The 18473-nt window shown below is 67.1% G+C and carries 16 protein-coding genes; 8 read left to right on the plus strand and 8 right to left on the minus strand.

What is annotated here, in order from left to right:
- The first annotated feature begins 10 nt into the window (after positions 1 to 10).
- Both ABEH27_RS04965 and ABEH27_RS04970 read left to right on the plus strand, forming a co-directional pair.
- Positions 11 to 535, plus strand: coding sequence for a cupin domain-containing protein (locus tag ABEH27_RS04965; RefSeq protein WP_346612485.1), 525 nt, complete (start codon positions 11 to 13; stop codon positions 533 to 535).
- Between the two features lie 121 nt (positions 536 to 656).
- Positions 657 to 1004: a hypothetical protein gene (locus tag ABEH27_RS04970; RefSeq protein WP_346612486.1), complete on the plus strand. Its 348-nt coding sequence runs from the start codon at positions 657 to 659 to the stop codon at positions 1002 to 1004.
- Between the two features lie 50 nt (positions 1005 to 1054).
- Here the strand turns inward: ABEH27_RS04970 and ABEH27_RS04975 are convergent, their stop codons facing one another.
- Positions 1055 to 2800 (minus strand): FAD-dependent oxidoreductase, encoded by a 1746-nt coding sequence (locus ABEH27_RS04975; RefSeq protein ID WP_346612487.1) that lies wholly within the window; start codon positions 2798 to 2800, stop codon positions 1055 to 1057.
- 182 nt (positions 2801 to 2982) lie between these two features.
- Between ABEH27_RS04975 and ABEH27_RS04980 the strand changes: the two genes are divergently transcribed.
- The 5 genes from ABEH27_RS04980 (at position 2983) to ABEH27_RS05000 (ending at position 8352) form a co-directional block, all read left to right on the plus strand.
- A complete protein-coding gene (locus ABEH27_RS04980; RefSeq protein WP_346612488.1) occupies positions 2983 to 3759 on the plus strand; it encodes an IclR family transcriptional regulator in 777 nt (258 codons plus the stop codon).
- A 136-nt stretch (positions 3760 to 3895) separates the two neighbouring features.
- On the plus strand, positions 3896 to 4948 hold the full coding sequence (locus ABEH27_RS04985) for a Gfo/Idh/MocA family oxidoreductase (protein WP_346612489.1): 1053 nt from the start codon (positions 3896 to 3898) through the stop codon (positions 4946 to 4948).
- Positions 4949 to 4981: 33 nt separating this feature from the next.
- Positions 4982 to 5797, plus strand: coding sequence for a sugar phosphate isomerase/epimerase (locus ABEH27_RS04990; RefSeq protein ID WP_346612490.1), 816 nt, complete (start codon positions 4982 to 4984; stop codon positions 5795 to 5797).
- Between the two features lie 244 nt (positions 5798 to 6041).
- Entirely contained in the window at positions 6042 to 7583 is a 1542-nt protein-coding gene (locus tag ABEH27_RS04995) for a gamma-glutamyltransferase (protein ID WP_346612491.1), read from the plus strand.
- Between the two features lie 73 nt (positions 7584 to 7656).
- Positions 7657 to 8352, plus strand: coding sequence for a GntR family transcriptional regulator (locus ABEH27_RS05000; protein ID WP_346612492.1), 696 nt, complete (start codon positions 7657 to 7659; stop codon positions 8350 to 8352).
- On the opposite strand, the gene ABEH27_RS05005 is transcribed toward ABEH27_RS05000, so the two are convergent.
- From ABEH27_RS05005 to ABEH27_RS05020, 4 genes are read right to left on the minus strand one after another with little or no spacing between them, the layout of a single operon-like run.
- Positions 8321 to 9568, minus strand: coding sequence for an amidohydrolase family protein (locus tag ABEH27_RS05005; protein WP_346612493.1), 1248 nt, complete (start codon positions 9566 to 9568; stop codon positions 8321 to 8323). The genes ABEH27_RS05000 and ABEH27_RS05005 overlap by 32 nt on opposite strands.
- The gene (locus tag ABEH27_RS05010) at positions 9565 to 12045 is read right to left on the minus strand and encodes a branched-chain amino acid ABC transporter ATP-binding protein/permease (RefSeq protein WP_346612494.1); all 2481 of its coding nucleotides are present in this window, start codon (positions 12043 to 12045) and stop codon (positions 9565 to 9567) included. The genes ABEH27_RS05005 and ABEH27_RS05010 overlap by 4 nt, the downstream gene beginning before the upstream one ends.
- A gap of 2 nt (positions 12046 to 12047) precedes the next feature.
- Positions 12048 to 12917: a branched-chain amino acid ABC transporter permease gene (locus ABEH27_RS05015; RefSeq protein ID WP_346612495.1), complete on the minus strand. Its 870-nt coding sequence runs from the start codon at positions 12915 to 12917 to the stop codon at positions 12048 to 12050.
- A gap of 15 nt (positions 12918 to 12932) precedes the next feature.
- Positions 12933 to 14105 (minus strand): ABC transporter substrate-binding protein, encoded by a 1173-nt coding sequence (locus tag ABEH27_RS05020; RefSeq protein WP_346612496.1) that lies wholly within the window; start codon positions 14103 to 14105, stop codon positions 12933 to 12935.
- Positions 14106 to 14290: 185 nt separating this feature from the next.
- Between ABEH27_RS05020 and ABEH27_RS05025 the strand changes: the two genes are divergently transcribed.
- A complete protein-coding gene (locus ABEH27_RS05025; RefSeq protein ID WP_346612497.1) occupies positions 14291 to 14689 on the plus strand; it encodes a nuclear transport factor 2 family protein in 399 nt (132 codons plus the stop codon).
- Between the two features lie 44 nt (positions 14690 to 14733).
- On the opposite strand, the gene ABEH27_RS05030 is transcribed toward ABEH27_RS05025, so the two are convergent.
- From ABEH27_RS05030 to ABEH27_RS05040, 3 genes are read right to left on the minus strand one after another with little or no spacing between them, the layout of a single operon-like run.
- Positions 14734 to 16410 carry an FAD-dependent oxidoreductase gene (locus tag ABEH27_RS05030; RefSeq protein WP_346612498.1) on the minus strand — a complete coding sequence of 559 codons (1677 nt, stop codon included), beginning with the start codon at positions 16408 to 16410 and terminating at the stop codon, positions 14734 to 14736.
- Between the two features lie 20 nt (positions 16411 to 16430).
- On the minus strand, positions 16431 to 16751 hold the full coding sequence (locus ABEH27_RS05035) for an NIPSNAP family protein (RefSeq protein WP_346612499.1): 321 nt from the start codon (positions 16749 to 16751) through the stop codon (positions 16431 to 16433).
- Positions 16736 to 18469 carry an FAD-dependent oxidoreductase gene (locus ABEH27_RS05040; RefSeq protein ID WP_346612500.1) on the minus strand — a complete coding sequence of 578 codons (1734 nt, stop codon included), beginning with the start codon at positions 18467 to 18469 and terminating at the stop codon, positions 16736 to 16738. Before ABEH27_RS05040 ends, ABEH27_RS05035 begins: the two co-directional genes overlap by 16 nt.
- Positions 18470 to 18473 lie beyond the last annotated feature (4 nt).

An 18473-nucleotide genomic window follows, 5' to 3' on the forward strand; every position in this document is an offset into this window, starting at 1 on the left:
GGGGCTGATCATGCCTGGCGACGACGCGACCGACCTTTCAAAAACACTTGCGCAAAGCCTGCGCTTTGATGACGACGGAGCAACGCCGAACAGCCGACTGCCGGTGTTGCTGTACCGGCTGACGTTCGACCCTGCAGCCGACAAGGCCGCGCTGTTCGAGGCGATGTTCGCTGAACATCGCTGGACGCCACTGTGGCGCGACGGGATTTTCGACTATCACCACTTCCACCCCAACGCCCATGAAGCCCTTGGCATCGCCCGCGGGCAGGCCAGGGTGACCTTGGGCGGCGAGGCGGGTCAGACGCTGACGGTCAAGGCGGGCGACGTGCTGGTATTGCCGGCAGGCACTGGCCACCGGTGCGTGGAGCACAGCCGTGATTTTCTGGTTGTTGGCGCCTACCCGCACGGGCAGGAACATTACGCCATCCAGCGGCCCGACTCACGCCTGCACAGCCAGGCGCTGGCACGAATCGCCGAGGTGGCGGTGCCTGAACACGACCCGGTGACGGGGCTGCAGCTGCCTGGCTGGCACTGATTGATAGCCCCTTGCCAGTTGTCTGATTCAGTTCGCTTTTTCAACCTGCAGGGTTGCAGCCCTACCGCCGTCGGCTAGCTTTTTAACCTACGGTATAAGACTAAAGTCGTAGGAGGGCGGCATGCGGATTCGCGGTGATCTGTTCTGGGCCTGGGCTGACCCGATGCTTCATCATCGGACTCACGACGAAACATTGAGCGACGGCACGTTCATCGACGTGCAGGTGAGGCTGTCGCGCACGGGCAACACGCAAATGTTCATTGGCGTCTATGCGGCGGGCGGCATGGCGTTGCACGAAGAGGTGTTCGACTCCAGGCCCGGCGAGTCGATGACGCGCGCCATGGCCTGGGGCGTCGGCCGGGCCCGGCGGATTGCGCTGGATGGGCCTGGCGCAGTGGGCGCCAGGCCCACTGCAAGGCCGTCCGCGCAGGTGGCTGACGCGCAAGCCCGCCCTCCCACGGGTGGGTAAACCGCAGTTGCCACGGCGCCGTCCGGCCGGTACCGCCCGCTGATCCCGCGTTAGATGGCCACCTTGTTCTGCTGAGGGCTCGCTGCTTCATCGGCCCGGTGGCCGGCGATGTGCCGGCCGGCCACGTAGCCGAAGGTCAGCGCCGGGCCCAGGTTGATCCCCCCGGACGGGTACCAGCCGCCGAACACGCTGGCCATGTCGGTGCCTGCTGCATACAGGCCGGCGATGGGCTGGCCGTGGCTGTCGAGCACGCGCGCATGGCCGTCGGTGCGCAGGCCGGCGAAGGTGCCGAAGCAGCCGGGCTGTACCTTCACCGCATAGAACGGCCCGTGCTCGATCGGCGCGACGCAGGGGTTGGGGCCCTTGTGCTGTGGGTCGCCCTGCTTGCGGTTGAACGGCGTCGAGCCGCGGCCGAATGCAGGGTCCTGGCCGAGGCGTGCATGGTGGTTGTAGTCAGCGACCGTGGCGCTCAGGCCGGCAGGGTCGATGCCGCAGGCCTTGGCCAGCTGTTCCAGGCTGCCCCCACGCTTCAGGTAACCGCTGCGCAGGTGTGGCCAGGCCGGCAGCGGGGCCGGGCGGGCGTGGCCGAGGCCGTAGCGGCGCAGAAAACGGTGGTCGCAGATTAGCCACGAGCAGGCCTCTTCGCCCTCCGGTACTGCCTTGAGCATGGCCGAAACATAATCGTAGTAGCCGTGCGCCTCGTTGACGAAGCGCTTGCCGCTGGCCAGCACGCCGATGATGCCGGGCTTGCCGCGCTCGATGATGTGCGGGAAGTGGCCGACGCTGCCGTCGCGGTGCGGCACCTTGGACACCGGTGCCCAGGCCACGGGCGATTTCAGGTCGGTGGCGACGACACCGCCGGCCGCTTCGCCCAGGCGCAGGCCGTCGCCCGAACACGACAGTGGCGGCAGGGCCAGGTTGTCATGGCCGCTGGCGTCACGGGGGAACAGCTGGCGACGGCGGGCGGGGTCGTTGGGGAAACCACCGGCAGCCAGCACCACGGCCTTGGCCCTGACGCTCACATCGCCTTGCGCCGTGCCGATGACGGCGCCGCGCACCTGGCCGCCTTCCATCAGCAGGCGCTTGGCTGGCGCCGATTCGACCAGCTTCACGCCCAGGTCTTCGGCGGACTTGGCCAGGCGTGCCACCAGCGCCACGCCGTTGACCAGGTGCATGGCCCGGCCATGGCGGGCGAGGTGGTACAGGTGGCGGCCAAAGCGCTTGCACACATGCAGCAAAGCGCGCGGCGAGCGGGTCATGTTGAGGAAGGCGGCCAGGTCGGCGCCGGCCATGATCGGCATGCCCATGAACGAGGTTTCGCGCAGGGTCTTGCGCAGGCGTGGCAACAGCGCGCCGAGTTCTCGCGCATCGTAAGGGGCAGCGATGACCTGATGGCCGCCCGTTGCAGCGCCGGGCGTATCGCCATGCATGTCGGGGATGGCGTTGCCATCGACGAACTGCAGCGCAGTGTGCTGCTCGAAAAACGCGACCATGTGCGGACAGGCCTCCAGGAACGCCTTGACCCGTTTTTCGTCGAAGTGTGTGCCCAGTTCATTGCGCAGGTAGGTGAGCGGTTGCTCGATGTCTTCGACGATGCCGGCCCGCTGCGCCAGCGGGTTGCGCGGCACCCAGGCCCAGCCACCGGACCAGGCGGTGGCGCCGCCGAACACCGGGTCTTTTTCCACCAGGGTAACCCGCAGCCCATGCCAGGCGGCCGTCACTGCGGCGGCCAGCCCGGCGGCGCCGGAGCCTATGACCAGTACGTCGCATTCGGCTTGCAAGCTGTCGGTGGGCATCGTGGCGTCTCCAGTATTATTATTGGAACAAGGTTCCATATTCTTCGTGGTTGCCCGGTCGCGATGCAAGCCGCGCCGCCAAGTACTGGTCGATAACCGGACACTTCCACGCGGCCCGGCTGCGATCACCCACGACGATATGGAATCATCTTCCACAATCCGCAGAATTCAGGGTCCTAACCATGGCCGGTAGTCAGATCGAACGCGCCTTCAGTCTTGTAGAGAGCCTTGCCGCCGAGCCCCAAGGGCTTGGGCTGCAAACACTGGCCGAGCGCCTGGAGATACCCAAGAGCGCGGCCCATCGCATGCTCACCGAGCTGGTCCGGCTGGGTTACGTGCGCCAGAACCGCGACACCAGCCGTTATCAGTTGTCCGCCAAACTGGTGGCGCTGGGCTTTCGCTACCTGTCCAGCAGCGGTGCCGACATCATCCAGCCGATCCTCGACCGGCTGGCCCAGGACAGTGGCGAGCTGGTGCGCCTTGGCGTGATCGACGGTGGCCGGCAAACCTGGATCGCCAAATCGCAGGGCGCCCGTTCTGGCCTGCGTTACGACCCCGACATGGGCCGCGATGCACCGCTGTTCTACACCGCCTCCGGCCATGCCTGGCTGGCCAGCCTGAGTGATGACGAGGCGCTGCAGAGGGTCTTGCGCCAGGGCATCGCCGACCCGGAACAGTTTGGCCCGAACGCCCCGCGCTCCCCTGAAGACCTCCTGGCCTACCTATCCAGCGCCCGTGAGCGCGGTTATGCCTGGGTCGAGCAAACCTCGGCAGTCGGTACCTCGGCCTTGGCCGCCGTGGTGCGCAGGCCGCAAGGTAGTGACGTGATCGGCGTGCTGAGCATCGCCGGCCCCAGCGCACGCCTTTCGCCGGCGCGCCTGCCAGACCTGGCGCCGCTGTTGTTGGCCGCAGCGCAAGAGCTGTCGGCTGCCAGCCAGGCAAGCGAACTGTTCGCCTGAAATTAGCGGTCGATAACCGCACACTCTGTGCTCAATGTCCTAGTGCAAAGCGGACCGCAGTTCTAAATTGTCGATGGCTGAATGTGGAACACAGTTCCGAAATAGCTAAAAACAACAAAGACAAGAGGACTGCCCGTTGAACGCACCCCTTCGTATTGCCCTGGTTGGCGCCGGCATCATGGGCCGCCAGCATTATCAGCACCTCTGCCTGGTCCCGGAGGCGCAGTTGTGCGCGGTTGCCGACCCTGGCCCGCAAGCCGAAGCCTTTGCCAGTGAATGCGGCGTGCCGTATTACCCAGACCACCGGCAGATGCTGGCGCAGGTTCGCCCCGAGGCGGTAATCGTCGCCAACCCGAACAACCTGCATGTGGCCACGGCGCTGGACTGCGTCGAGGCCGGTGTGCCGGTGCTGGTGGAAAAGCCGGTCGGGGTGCAGCTGGATGAAGTCCGCGCGCTGGTCGAGGCATCGCGGCGCCGTGGCGTGCCGGTGCTGGTCGGCCATCACCGCCGGCACAACCCGCTGATCGCCAGCGCTCGCGGGATGATCGCCGATGGCGCCCTGGGCCGGCTGATCAACGTCACTGCGCTGTGGCAGCTGCAAAAACCCGACAGCTATTTCGATACCCCCTGGCGCCGCGAGCCGGGCGCAGGGTTTTTGCTGACCAACCTGATCCACGACCTGGACTTGCTGCGCTACCTGTGTGGCGAGGTAGTGCGGGTGCAAGCGTTCACCCGTAACGACGTGCGCGGTTTCGCCAACGAGGACAGTGCGGCTGTGCTGCTGGAATTCGCCAACGGCGCACTGGGCAGCCTGACCGGCTCCGATGCGGTGGCGGCGCCGTGGAGCTGGGAGCTGAGCTCGGGTGAAAGCCCGATCTATCCGCGCCAGGCAGACCAGCCCTGCTACCTGCTGGCCGGCACCCGGGGCGCGCTGAGCATTCCGCAGCTCAAGCACTGGCAATACGCCGAGGCCAACTCGGGGTGGCACACGCCGCTGCTGCAGGGCGAGGCGGGCATCCCGGCCGGCGCGGCGTTGACCCTGCAGTTGCAGCACTTCGTGCGTGTCGCCCGGGGTGAAGAGGCGCCGCTCACCGATGCCGCCGACGCTGGCCGCACCCTGGCGCTGATCGAGGCGATCCGCCAGGCCGCCGCCAGCGGCCGTGCTTGCGCCCCCGAACCCATTGCCTGACGCGTAAACCCGACCCTTCCTCAGGAAACAACCATGACCGACCGTATCTTTTCCCTGGCCGCCTTGACGGTACTCGAGCTGTCCCCACCCGCGATGATCGAAGCGGCCGCCCGCGCCGGCTATAGCCACGTGGGCCTGCGCCTGGTCCCGGCCACCCTCGAAGAACAGCACTTCCCGCTGGCGACCGACCCCGAGCTGCGCCGGCAGACTCAGGCGCGGCTGCGTGACACCGGCATCAAGGTGCTCGACCTGGAAATCCTGCGCCTGAAGCCCGACACCCGCGTTGCCGATTTCGAACCGATCCTGGCAGTGGGCGCTGAACTGGGGGGCACTGAACTGCTGGTAGCGGGTAACGACCCCAGCGAAGCACGCCTCACCGAGCGCTTCGCCGAACTGTGCGACCTGGCGGCTGACTACGGCATTCACCCGCATCTGGAGTTCATGCCCTGGACGGATGTGCCTGACTTGCACCAGGCCATGCGCGTCGTGGGCAACGCAGGCCGCCCGAATGGATGTGTGCTGGTGGACGCCTTCCATTTCAACCGCTCGCAATCGTCGCTGGACGACTTGGCGCGGCTGGCGCCGCAGCGCATGCGCTACGCGCAGCTGTGTGACGTTGCCGGCCCGGTGCCTGCCGATATGGATGAAATCCTGCGCCAGGCCCGCAACGAGCGGCGTTTCCCGGGGGAGGGGGATGCCGACCTGATTGGGCTGTTGCGCCAGTTGCCGGTGACCGTGCCCTTGAGCCTGGAGATACCCACCCGACAGCTGCTGGAGCAGGGGGTAAGTGGCGAACAGCGGGCGCGGATGGCGCTGGAGAAGGCCAGAGCTGTACTGGCGCTGGTTTGAATAACTTGCGGCCCATCGCCCTCAAGACGTGCGCCGTGTAGGAGCTGGCTTGCCGGCGATGGGCTGCGCAGCAGCCCCCTATCACCCCTGCAAAGCGCCCAACCCAGCGCATAGCAGCAGTTAAAGGGCAGCTTGCAGCCCATCGCCGGCAAGCCCGCGCCTACATCCCACGGTAATTACCTGCGTCGCCACCACCGGGAACGATCCTTGCTGATTGCTAGCAATATCCCTGAAGGAGCTAGCAATGAACAACCCTCTGACTGCCCATTCCCGCGGCGGCGTGCTGTGCACCCCACACCCCTTGGCAAGCGCGGCAGGCCTTGAAGTGTTGGACGGCGGCGGTACCGCCATCGACGCGATGCTCGCTGCCAGTGCGGTGCTGGCGGCGGTCTACCCGCACATGACCGGCCTTGGCGGCGATGCACTGTGGTTGGTCCACGACGACCAGGTACGCACCATCATCGGGATCGGCCAGGCGGGCAGGCGCCTGCCGGAAGCGGGTGCGATCAGCCTGCGCGGCCCCGCCTCGGTGGCGACCACGGCCGGGGCCATGGCCAGTTGGGGGAGGGCCAAGGTGCTCAGTGAGCAGTGGGGCTCGCGGTTGAGCTGGGCCGACCTGCTCAGCGGTGCCGCGGTATTGGCCCGTGATGGCGTGGAGGTGTCGCCTTCGCAGCTGTTCTGGCAGGCACACCGCGCCAGCCTCATCGAAACCCTGCCCAGCCTGCAGCCCTTGTGCACGCGCGCGGGTGGCCGCTTGCGCCAACCCGCCCTGGCCAACAGCCTGGAGCAACTGGCACGGCGCGGGCCGGGGGACTTCTACCACGGCGAACTGGCTGAGGCCTTTGGCGTGGCGTTCGATGCCCTGGGCTGCGGCCTGACCGTCGATGACCTGCGCGCCACAAACGCCCACCTGGCAGCGCCGATCTCGGTGCGTTACCGCAATGGCCGGCTGTACAACGTCGCGCCGCCCACCCAGGGGCTTTACACATTGCGCGCCATGGCGGCCCTGCAAGCCCTGGACCTGGGTGCAAACGGCTCACCGCGCTATTACCACCTGCTGGTCGAGGCCATCAAGCAGGGCCTGCTGCAACGCAACCAGCAACTGCACGACCCGCTCGCCAGTGGTTGGGCCTTCGAAAACGCCCTTGCCCAGCCTGCCGCCATGCTCGATCAGCAGCAGGCGACCCCCTGGGCCGAACCCGGACAACCCGCCGACACCGTGTGGATGGCCGCCACTGACCGCGCAGGGCGCAGCGCCTGCCTGATCCAGAGCCTGTTCCACGACTTTGGCTCCGGCTGCATCCTCGGCGACACCGGCATCCTCTGGCACAACCGCGCGGCAGGCTTCAATCCGCAGCCGGGGCACTGCAATGCCTGGGCACCTGGCAAGCGGCCGGCGCATACGCTCAACCCTTCGGCGTACCTGGCCGACGATGGGCGGCGCTGGTTCTTCGGCACCCAGGGTGGCGATGGCCAGCCGCAGACGCAGATGGTGCTTGCCACCCAACTGATCGACTACCAGCAGTGCGCCGAAGCGGCATTGCGGGCACCGCGCTTTTTGCTGGGCCGTAGCTTCTTCGACAGCACCGACAACCTCAAGCTGGAAGCCGATGTCGGCGCATCGGTGCTGGAAGGGTTGGCAGAACGTGGCCATGCCCTTGAAACCACGCCCGCGCTCAGCCCGTTGATGGGCCTGGCCGGGGTGATCGCCATCGATGCTGACGGCAACCGCAGCGCCGCCTACGACCCTCGCAGCCAGGGCTGTGCCCTCGGCCAGCAGGCCTGAAGCGCACGATTGCCGCGGCGCATGGGCCGGCGGATAATGCCGGCCGAATGCGTTTGCAGGTTTTGAGGTCTGGATGAAAGGCAAGGTGGTCAGCAGCAAGCAACAGGAAGTCCAGCGCATCGCCGAGATGCTCGCCAATGCCATCGCCCAGCACCGGCTGCGCCCCGGCGTGCGGCTGGTCGAGGCGCAGATCGTCGAGACCTTGCAGGCCAACCGCAACCATGTGCAGGCTGCGCTGCAGCGCCTGGCCATGCAGCGTATCGTCGACATCGAGCCCAACCGTGGTGCGACGGTGGCCCAACCCAGCGCCCGCGAAGCGCGGGAAATCTTCGCCGCCCGCCGCGCGGTGGAGCGGGCCATCGTCGAGGCCATCACCCCGGCGCATATCGCCGAGCAGCAGGCGCGCATCGAGCAGCACATGCACAACGAACGCACCGCGACCGCCAGCACTGACCGGCGCGCCATCGTCCGTGAGTTGAGCGCATTCCACCTGTTGCTGGGGGACGTGTGCGGCAACCAGGTGCTGGCCCAGATCCTCGGCAACCTGATGGTGCGCAGCTCGCTGATCGTCGCCCTCTACCAGCGTGGCGACAGCCCGCCCTGCGCCTCGGATGAGCACCAGGCGATCATCGAGGCGCTGCGCGCCGGTGACACGCAGGCCGCCGTGGCCGAAATGATCGAGCACCTGGACGAGCTCGAGGGCCAGTTGGCCCTCGAAGAGGTGGACGCGCCTGAGGTCAACCTGCGTCAGGCACTGTCTGGGCTGTGAGCTGCTTGGGGAACAGCTCTGCCGGTGGGCGGCTGAAAGTCTGCCGACCCTGTTTGAAGCCCATCAGCGGCGCGGCGATGCGCCCAATCACTTCGGCAGGCGAGGGGGCGTCGAACACCACGAAGTCGGCCCTGCAGCCAGGCTCAAGGCCATAGTCGGCAAGGCGTAGCAGGCGCGCCGACTGCCGCGAAATCCAGCCCAGGCACAGCAGCAGCTCCTGCGGTGTGCCCAGTTGGGCGACGTTGGCGTACAGGTTGGCCTGGCGCACCAGCGATGCATCCCCATAGGGCGTGAAAGGGTTGCCGATATTGTTGCTCGACAACGAGCAGGTCACCCCGCAGGCATGCAACTGTGCCAGTGGCGCCACGCCCCTGGGCTTGTTGTGGAAGCGGTCACGGCCAGTCAGAAACAGGTCGGTCGCGGGCAGGCAGGTCACCTGTACGCCGGCTTCAGCCAGGGCGCGGGCCATACTGATCAATTCGGGCTGCGGTAGCGCCGAGAGCTTGGTCACATGCCCCACGGTAACCCGGCCTTGCCAGCCATGCTGGTGGGTGCAGCGGATCACCTCACCTAGGGTCATGCCAGCGACCTCCAGGTCAAAGTCCAGGTGCAGGTCCAGGTCGCGGTCGTAGGCCACCGCCAATTCGAACAGGCGGCGGATCTGGGCGTGCGGGTCGGCGTCGGTGTAGGGGCAGCCGCCGAGTACCTCGGCACCCTCGTCCAGGGCCTGGCACAGCAGGGCCTCGGTGCCAGGGTTGTCGAGCATGCCTTCTTGCGGGAATACGCAGATCTGCAGGGTTACGGCCCAGGCATAGTCGGCTTGCAGGCGGCGGATTGCACGCAGGCCGGTCAAGCCGATGCCGGGGTCGATCTCGACATGCGTGCGCATGTGCGTGGTGCCCTGGACGATGGCCTGCTCCAGCACCGCAGCGCCGCGTGCATAGACGTCGGCCTCGGTGAAGTCCGCCTTGGCCAGGCGGGTTTGGGCGATGGCTTCGGCCAGGGTGCCTTCACGTAGCTGGCAGCGCGAGAGGATGCAGGCCTTGTCGAGGTGGATGTGGGTCTCGATCAGGCCCGGCAGCACCAGCCGGCCACCCAGGTCGAGCTTTGGGGCTGGCCGGCTCAGGTGCGAGACGAAACGGCCATCTTCGATCAGCAGCTGGCTTAGCGCCGGGCCAGCACCCAGGCGGACGTTGATCAATTCCAGTCGGCTCATGCGGCAGCTCCTGCGCCCAGGTAGGCGGCTTCCAGTTGCGGGTCGCCGCGCAATTGCTCGGCGCTGCCCTGTTTGACGATGCGGCCGGTTTCCAGCACGTAGGCGCGGTCGGCCACCTGCAGCGCCAGATTGGCCATCTGGTCGACCAGCAGCAGGGTGACGCCTTCGTCGCGCAGGGCGGCGAGGGCGTCGTACAGTTCGCCGATCATTGCCGGGGACAGGCCCAGGGACGGTTCGTCCAGTAGCAGGATGCGCGGCTTGGCCATCAGCCCGCGGCCAATCGCGACCATCTGCTGTTCACCGCCCGACAGCAGCCCAGCGGGGCTGTCGATGCGCTCGCGCAGGCGCGGGAAGCGGGTGAGGATGGCGGCAATTTCGGCATCGGCATCGACGCTGTCCTGGCGCACATTGGCCCCCAGCAGCAGGTTTTCACGCACGCTCAGCTGACCGAACAATTGCCGGCCTTCGGGCACCAGGGCCAGGCCAAGGCGGGCAATTTGACTGGCATCGAGGCTTTCGATGCTGTGGTTGTCCAGCACGATGCTGCCGCCGCGTGGCCGGTGCAGGCCGGCGAGGGCCTGCAGGATGCTTGACTTGCCGGCACCGTTGGCACCCAGGATGGCGATCAGCTCACCGGGGTTGACCACCAGGTCGACCCCTTCGACCACGGGCGCGGCGCCATAGTCGATGCACAGGTCGCGCACGTGCAGCACGGCATCGCGCGAACCGGCCCAGGCCTGCGCGCGCGGCTGCGCCTGGTACTCGGTGCCGCCCAGGTAGGCCGCGATCACCCGTGGGTTGCAGCGCACCTGCTCAGGCGTGCCCCAGGCAATCGGCTTGCCAGCGTCGAGTACCAGCAGCCGTTGCGACACGGCCATCACCAGCGGCATGTCGTGCTCGACCAGGATGATCGCCAGGTTGAATGCAGCCAGGCGTTGCAGCAGGGTGGCCAGGTGGTCGGTGTCCTGGCGGCCGAGGCCGGCGGCAGGCTCGTCCAGCAGCAGCACCTGCGGCCGGCTGGCCAGCGCCCGGGCGATCTCGACCAGGCGGCGGTCGACGTGCGGCAGGTCATCGGCCGCGACGTGCAGGTTGCCACGGTAGCCGACCAGCGCCAGCAACTGGGTCGCCAAGGCCTTGCGGCTGGCCTGCTGACGCGGCCACGGCCGTTCGATGGCGCCTTGCTGGAAGGCCACCAGCAGGTTTTCCAGCACGCTCAGTTCGCCGAACAGTTGGGTGGTCTGGTAGGTGCGGGCGATGCCGGCGCGGGCAATGCGCCAGGCGGGTTGCCCGGCCAGTTCGCGGCCCAGCTGGATGGAGCCGCTGTCGGTGCGGTAGAAACCACTGATCAGGTTGAGCACGGTGGATTTGCCCGCACCGTTGGGCCCGATCAGGCTGGTGATGCTGCCAGGCAAGGCCTGCAGGCTGACCTGCTGCGCGGCTTGCACGCCGCCAAAGCGGATGCCGATGCCCTCGACGCTCAGCCCGTTCTGCGCGCCACCGGCAAAGAACCCCTGCAGCACGCTGTTATCGGGCTGCTCCATGACCGGCTCGTGCCGCGGCCGCCAGAAGCGCCGCCCAAGGCTGCCCAGCACACCGCGCGGCGCCGCCCACAGCACCGCCAGCAGCAACACCGAAAACGCCAGCAGCCGATACTCGGCAAAATCCGCCAGCAACTCCGGCAGCAGCACGATCACCAGCGCGCCGAGCACTGGCCCGAACAGCATGCCGGCGCCGCCGACGATCACCGCCAGGACGAACAGGATCGACTGCGAGAATGGAAACGCCGCCGGGTTGATGAACATCAGGACCGGGGCCACCAGCGCACCCGCCGCGCCCGCCAGGCCTGCCGAAAGTGCAAAGGCCAAGGTGCGTGTCTGCACCGGGTTGACGCCAAGCGAGCGCGCAGCAATTTCCGAAGCCTTCACCGCCCGCATTGCCAGGCCCCAGCCGCTGCCCTGCAGGCTCCAGTAGAACAGCAGCGCCGCGAGCATCAGCAGCACGGCGCCCAGCGCCAGCGGCAACGCTGGGTCCAGCGTACCCACCTGCGGCAGCGGGATGCCCATAAGGCCATTGGCCCCACCGGTCACGCTGCGCCACTCGATCAAGCCGTTGTGCACGACCAGGGCAAAGGCAATGGTGATCATCGCCAGGTACGGCCCGCTGACCCGCAGCGCCGGGATCGCCAACAAACCGCCGAGCAGCGCACAGCCAAGGCCGGCCAAGGGCAATGCAGCTGCCAGGGGCAGGCCGGCAAGCGTCAGCAGCGCCGACAGGTAGGCGCCGATGGCATAGAAGGCGATGTGGCCGAAGGACATCTGCCCGGACAAGCCGATCAGGATATTCAGGCCCACGCCGACGGTGACCGCCAGTGCGTACAAGGTCAGGATCAACAGCCAGTAGCTGTCCAGGCCCAATGCCAGGCCAAGGCTGGCGACCCCGAACAGGGCCAGGCCAAGGGGGGCGAGTCGTTCGCGCATGGTCATACCTTCACCCAGAGTTTGCGGCCGAACAGGCCGTCAGGACGTGCCGCGAGCACCACGATCACCAGTGCAAAGCACAGCAACTGGGTGAACGCAGAGCCGAAATACAGCGTGACCAGCGCTTCGAGCAGGCCAAACAGCAAGCCGGCGGCAAACACCCCGCCGGCACTGGCGATACCGCCGAGGATGGCCACGGCGAATGCCTTCAGGCCGAACAACGTGCCCATGTCGGCATGCACGCTGTAGAGCGGCGCGATCAGCAAGCCGGCCAACGCGGCGAACACCGTGGACAGGGCGAACGCCGCTGCCACCACCCGGTTTACTTCGATGCCCATCAACCGTGCCGCCCTCGGGTTCTGCACGCAGGCTTCAAGGCGCAGGCCCAGTTGCGTGCGCCGGCGCACCCAGAACAGCGTTGCCGCCACCCCGGCACCGGCCAGCGGGATTGCCAGCTGCACGGCATTCAGGCTGCTGTCGCCCAGGTCCAGGCGCAGGCTGGCCAGGGCGCTGCCGAACTGCCGTGGTTCCTTGCCGAAAGTGAACATCGCCAGGTTGTCCAGCAATAACCCGCCCGCCACTGTCGCCATCAACCAGGCGTCCGAACCGCGAGCGTGGAAGGGCCGGACCAGGAAGCGCTCGATCGCCAGCCCCAGCACCGCGCACAGCACCAGGGTGGTCGGCAGTGCCAGCCACAGCGGCCAGCCCCAGGTCACCGCCAAGCTGTAGCCGAGTACGGCGCCAACCATCATCGCGCTGCCCTGGGCAAAGTTGACCGTGCGCGACACGGCGTAGGTGAGGTGAAAGCCCAGGGCCAGCAGCGCGTACATGCTGCCCAGGCCCAGGCCGCTGACCAGTGCGGTAGTAATCATCTCGAAGGCCTCTGCTCAGGGCGTCACGGGCACGATGGTGTCGCCATCGAAGCGGCTGAAAACATAGTCGTCAGGGCCCAGCGCATCGTGGCGGTCAGCGGTGAAGGGCTGCTGGTAGTGCTTGATCAGCCCGGGGTATTCGCTGATGGCGTAGAAGCCGTCGCGCACCTTCACGCCCTGGGTGTCCTGGGCCTTGTCGATCGCCAGGCCCACCAGGTGCATGGCGTCGTAGGCGTTGGCGATGCCCACGGCTGGGGTCACGTCGGCCAATGTCTTGACCTGCGGGTAACGCTGTTTGAGGGCAGCCAGCAAGGCATCGCCGCGGGCGCTGTTGTGCGCGCTGAACACGAAGGTCTGGACGAAGTGCACGCGGCCGGCACCAGGCCCCGCCAGCTCGCCAAAGCGCCCACCGGCCGGGCCCCAGTGCGACACCACCGGTACGTTCCAGCCCATCTGCTCCAGGGACTTGACCACCTGCGCCGAAGGCCCGACGTTGCCGACCAGCAGCAGCGTGTCGACGCCCGCGTTTTTCAGGCGGGTGAGCTGCGGCACCATGTCCAGGTCGCTGTCTTCAAAGCGCTCGGCCGGCGCTTGGGCCATGTTGCGGCGGGCCAGGGCGGCGTGAAGCCCTGCCAGGTTCGATTCACCCCAAGGGTTGTTGGCCAGGATCAGCCCCGGCTGCTTCATGCCTTGGCGCAGGCCATAGGCAACCAGCGCCTCGTCGACCTGTTCATCCACTGCCGAGACGCGGAACACGTAGTTATCTTTCGCGCCGTTCTCGGTGATCTTGGTGCCGGCCGCCCAAATGCCCATGAACGGCGTTTTCAGCTGGTTGGCCAGCGGCACGATGGCCAGCGAGACCGGGGTATCGAGGCCGCCGAACAGCACGCTGACTTTCTCCCGCTGGATCAGCTCGCGCGCCGCGAGCATGCCTTTGGCCGGGTTGCTTTCGTCGTCGCGGCGCACCAGCTCCACGGGCCGGCCAAGCAGCCCGCCCTTGGCGTTGATCTCATCGATGGCCAGGGTCAGGCCGCGGGTGAGGGCCTCGCCAGACTTGGCGGACTGCCCCGAGAGCGCGGCGACCAGGCCCACTTTGATCGGCTCGGCGGCTTGTACGAAGCCTGTGCAGCAGGCCAGGGAAAGGGCTGCACAGGGCAACCAGCGACGCAGCAAGGAACGGGTGAACATGGCGTGAACTCCTGATTGCTAGCAATTTATAAAAATGTGCTAGCAAAACAGGTGCCATCTGGAAAATACTCTGGACACCCCGTGGTTTGGGGCTTGCGCCACTCGGTTCAGCGCCCCCTGTGTGCACTGGATCAAGGCATCGCTGGGGGCAGACGCCCCATTCTGGACAACCTCGGAGACTTGAAATGACCGACAGCAACAGCGCCGTACAGCTCGTCCGCGACTTCCTCGCCGCTTCCATGGCACCCGACCCGGTGCGCGCCGCCACGTTCATGAGCGACGACGTGCGCATTACCTTCACCGGCGGCCGGGCGATGCCCACGCCGACCGACATCACCGCCTTCAACGGCGCGCGTTATACCTGGGTGAAAAAGCAGCTGGGGCAATTCGATTGGTGCGAACGCGATGACCATACGGTGGTGTATTCCAACGGTACGCTCTATGGCCAATGGCCGGATGGCCGTAGTTTTTCAGGCAACCGGTACCTTGATCGGTTCGAAGTGAAGGCGGGCAAGATCGTGCGCATGGATGTGTGGAACGACAGCGCGGAGTGGATGCTGGTGCCCGAGATCGGCAAGGCGTAAGCCAAAGTCGGCAGGCGCATGTGCCGACCTTGCAGCCAGGCAGGTCAATGCAGCCCACACAACCTCAAGCCCGCCAGATACCCGAACGTCATGCCCGGCCCAAGCGTGATCCCGCCACTGGGATAATGCCCGCCCATGATGCTGTGCATGTCGTTGCCCACCGCAAACAACCCGGGTATCGGCTGGCCCGTTTCACCCAGCACCTGCGCCGACGCATCGGTGGCCAGCCCGGCAAACGTCCCGAGGCTGCCCGGCAGCAGCTGCACTGCATGGAACGGCCCGCGCAGCAGTGGCCGCAACGCAGGGTTGGGCGCGTGCTTCGGCTCACCTTGCGCCTGGTTGTAGGCCGAGGCGCCTCGCTGAAAAGCCGGGTCCTCGCCCAGCGCCGCATGCTGGTTGAAAGCCGCCACGGTGCGCTCGAGCTGCTGGGCATCGATGCCACAACGCGCTGCCAGTTGCCCCAGGTCTTTACCGCTGAACAGGTAGCCACGGCGTTGGTAAAACCAGGTAGGGAAGGGGAAGGGCTTGGCCCAGCCGATGCCGTAACGCCGTTGCGCAGCGTGATCGCAGATCAGCCAGGCCTGCGCTGGCTCACCCTCGGGTGTGGCGGCGAACAGCGCATTCATGAAGTCGTGGTAGCAGTCGGCTTCGTTGACGAAGCGCCGACCGTCACGGCGCACGGCGATGAAACCGGGTTTGGCGCGGTCGATCAGGTGTGGGAAATGCCCCACGCTGCCATCGCCACGCAGCACCCGTGAAACCGGTGCCCAGGCGCCCGCATGTGCCAGTACCGTGCCGACCTGCGCGCCTGCCTGCTCACCCAGGCGCAGGCCGTCGCCGGTGTTTTCCGGTGGGGCCGCAGAGTAATGGCCGGCACCCTGCGGCGCGTGCGGCATCCATTGGGCGATACGCTGACGATCATGGGCGAAGCCACCGCAGGCCAGCACCACGCCACGCCGCGCATGGACCTGCTGGCCATCGCCAAACTGCGCACCCTTGATGCGCCCCTCGCCCAGCAAGCGCACGGCGGGTTTGTCGGTGAGCAGCGTCACGCCCAGGTCCAGCGCGCTGCGTAGCAGGCGCGCCACCAGCGCATTGCCATTGACCAGCTGCAACCCGCGCCGATGCAGCAGCAGGTCGCGGCCGTGGCGCAGCAGGCGCTTGCCCACATGCCAGGCCGCGCTTGGCGAGCGGCTGGCGTTGAAGAAAGCGGCCATGTCCGCACCCCCGGCGATGCCCATGCCGCCCAGGCTGACGATGTCCAGCGGTGGCCGCAGCTTGTGTATCCAGGGCCCTAGCCGGCGCCCGTCGAACGGCAGCGCACACAGCGCTCGCCCACCCCGTGCGCTGCCATCGCCCTCGCGCATGTCGGGCAGTTTGCTGCCCGCCTGAAACTGCACGGCGGTGTGCTGCTGAAAGAACGCCACCATTTCCGGGCCATGGCGCAGAAACGCGCGCTGGCGTGGGCACAGCTCGGCGACGTGGGTTTGCGCGCGCAGGTAGCGCTCTGGTGCGTCGCCGTGCTCCAGCATGCCTTCGGCGACCGCCAGCGGGTTGCGCGGCACCCACAACCAGCCACCCGACCACGCGCTGGTGCCGCCCAACTGGCCGGCCTTTTCCGCGACGATCACCTTCAGGCCGTGGTGCGCGGCGGTGACCGCCGCGGCCAGGCCAGAGGCGCCGGAGCCGATGACCAATACGTCACACTCAAGAGGTTGCATGAGGCGCTCCGGTCCAGGTTTCACTGCAGCGGCGAGAAGCCGGTGGGGCGTAGCAGGCGTGATTGCAGCCGCAGCACGGCGCCCAGCTCACGGTTGCGCCGCGAGAATTCCGCCCAGCGTGGGTCTGCCGCCATCGCCGCGCGGCGCTCGGCGCGCTGGTCAAGGCTGGTGTAGCCCCACAGGTGGACCACCTGGTTGACCTCTCCGAATTCACTGGTGAAGAAGCCCACCAGGTTGCCCAGGTGCTCTGTCTGCACGGCCAGTGCATGGCTTTGATACAGGGCCAGCCAGTCGGCCATTTTCAGCGGGTCGAGGGTGTAGGTTCTCAGTTCGTAGTACATGCGGTGGTCTCCATGTGTGGGGTGGGGGCTTGCAGCCGTTCTGCGATATGGCTGGCGGCGATCCAGCCGAAAGTCAGGGCGGGGCCGAGGGTGATGCCGGGGCCTGGGTACGTGCCGTTCATGAGCGAGTTCATGTCATTGCCGGTGGCATACAACCCGGCGATCGGCGTGCCGGCATGGTTGAGCACATTGGCGTTGGCATCGGTCACCAGGCCGCGCGCCGAACCGAGGTCGCCGGTGTGCAGGCGAATGGCATAGAACGGCGCCTTGGTCAGCGGCGCCAGGCAAGGGTTGGGCGTGTGTTGCGGGTCGCCCATGTAGCGGTTGTAGCTGTTGCCGCCCTTGTCGAACTGCCGGTCGATGCCATTGCGGGCGTCAGTGTTGAAGCGCTCCAGCGTCTGCTGCAGTGCCTGCGGGTCGACACCGATGGCGTTGGCCAGGGCCTGCGCAGAGTCGGCGCGGTACAGGTAACCCGACTGGATCAGAGCCGTGTTGTCGACAGGCTTCGGCCGCGCCAACCCCAGGCCGTAGCGGTTCATGGCCTCGGCGTCGCAAAGCAGCCAACACGTGCTCAGGCCATTGGCGAACATGGTCTGCACGAAGTGGTGATACGAGTTGGACTCGTTGACGAAGCGGCGCCCGCCAGGGTCGATCGCGATCACCCCGGGTTTGGCGCGGTCGGTGACCAGGTGCGGAAAGCGCTCGCGTTCGCCGTCGGCATGGCGCCGCTCGGACACCGGCGCCCAGAAGAAATTGGCGGCCAGGCCTTCGCCGTTGGCGGCATCCACGGCCTGGCCGAGGCGCAATGCAGCACCGTCGTTACCACTGGGTGACATGGTCAGGTGGGGCGCGGCAGGGGCCGGGCGGTAGGCCGCCGCCAGGGCGCCCGCCGCGAAGCCGCCCATGGCGCAGACCACGCCACCGCGGGCGACCACACGCTCGCGGCGGCCCTCGCGCAGCACCATTACCCCGGTAACCACACCGTGCTCGACGATCAGCTCCTGTGCTTCGCTGCGCAGCCACAGCTGGGTGCCCTTGGCAAACGCGCTGCTGGCCAGCCGGGCGATCAGCGCGTTGCCGGTGGTCAGGCGTGTGCCCCGGTGATGGTGCAGGCGGTCCAGCCCATAGCGCGTCATCAGTTTCAGGCAATGCCACAGCGACCCAGGTGAGCGGCGCAGGCTGAGGAAGTGCTGGATATCCACGCGGTTGACCATCATCCCGCCGAACAGCAGCATGCCCGGTGGCGGCATTTTCAAGTCCTTGAACCGCGCGCCGAGGCGACGCCCGTCGTACTCGACCATTTCCAGCGCACGGCCGAACTGCGTGGCGCCGGGCTCGTCGGGGTAATAATCCGGCGAGTGCGGGCGCAGGGCGTAGCGCAGTTCGGTGTTGTGCTCCAGCCAGCGCAGCGCCTGGTGCCCGCGGGCGATGAAGGCGTCCACCAGTTGGGCGTTGTAGCCGGCACCGATGATGGTTTTCAGGTAGGTGCGCATGGCCTGCGGTGAATCCTGCGCACCTGCGGCACGGGCTTGGTCGGTGCCATACACCCACGCCGCACCGCCCGAGATCGCCGAGGTGCCGCCAAAGCGGTCGGCCTTTTCCACCACCAGTACGTTCAGGCCAAGGCAGGAGGCCGTGGCTGCGGCAGCCAAACCACCGGCGCCGCTGCCGAGGACCACCAAGTCGTACTCATGCTGTGTGTGCTCGATTGAAGGCATGCGG

It is taken from the genome of Pseudomonas sp. P39-UII1 (assembly GCF_039672635.1).
In the GTDB taxonomy this organism is placed as follows: domain Bacteria; phylum Pseudomonadota; class Gammaproteobacteria; order Pseudomonadales; family Pseudomonadaceae; genus Aquipseudomonas.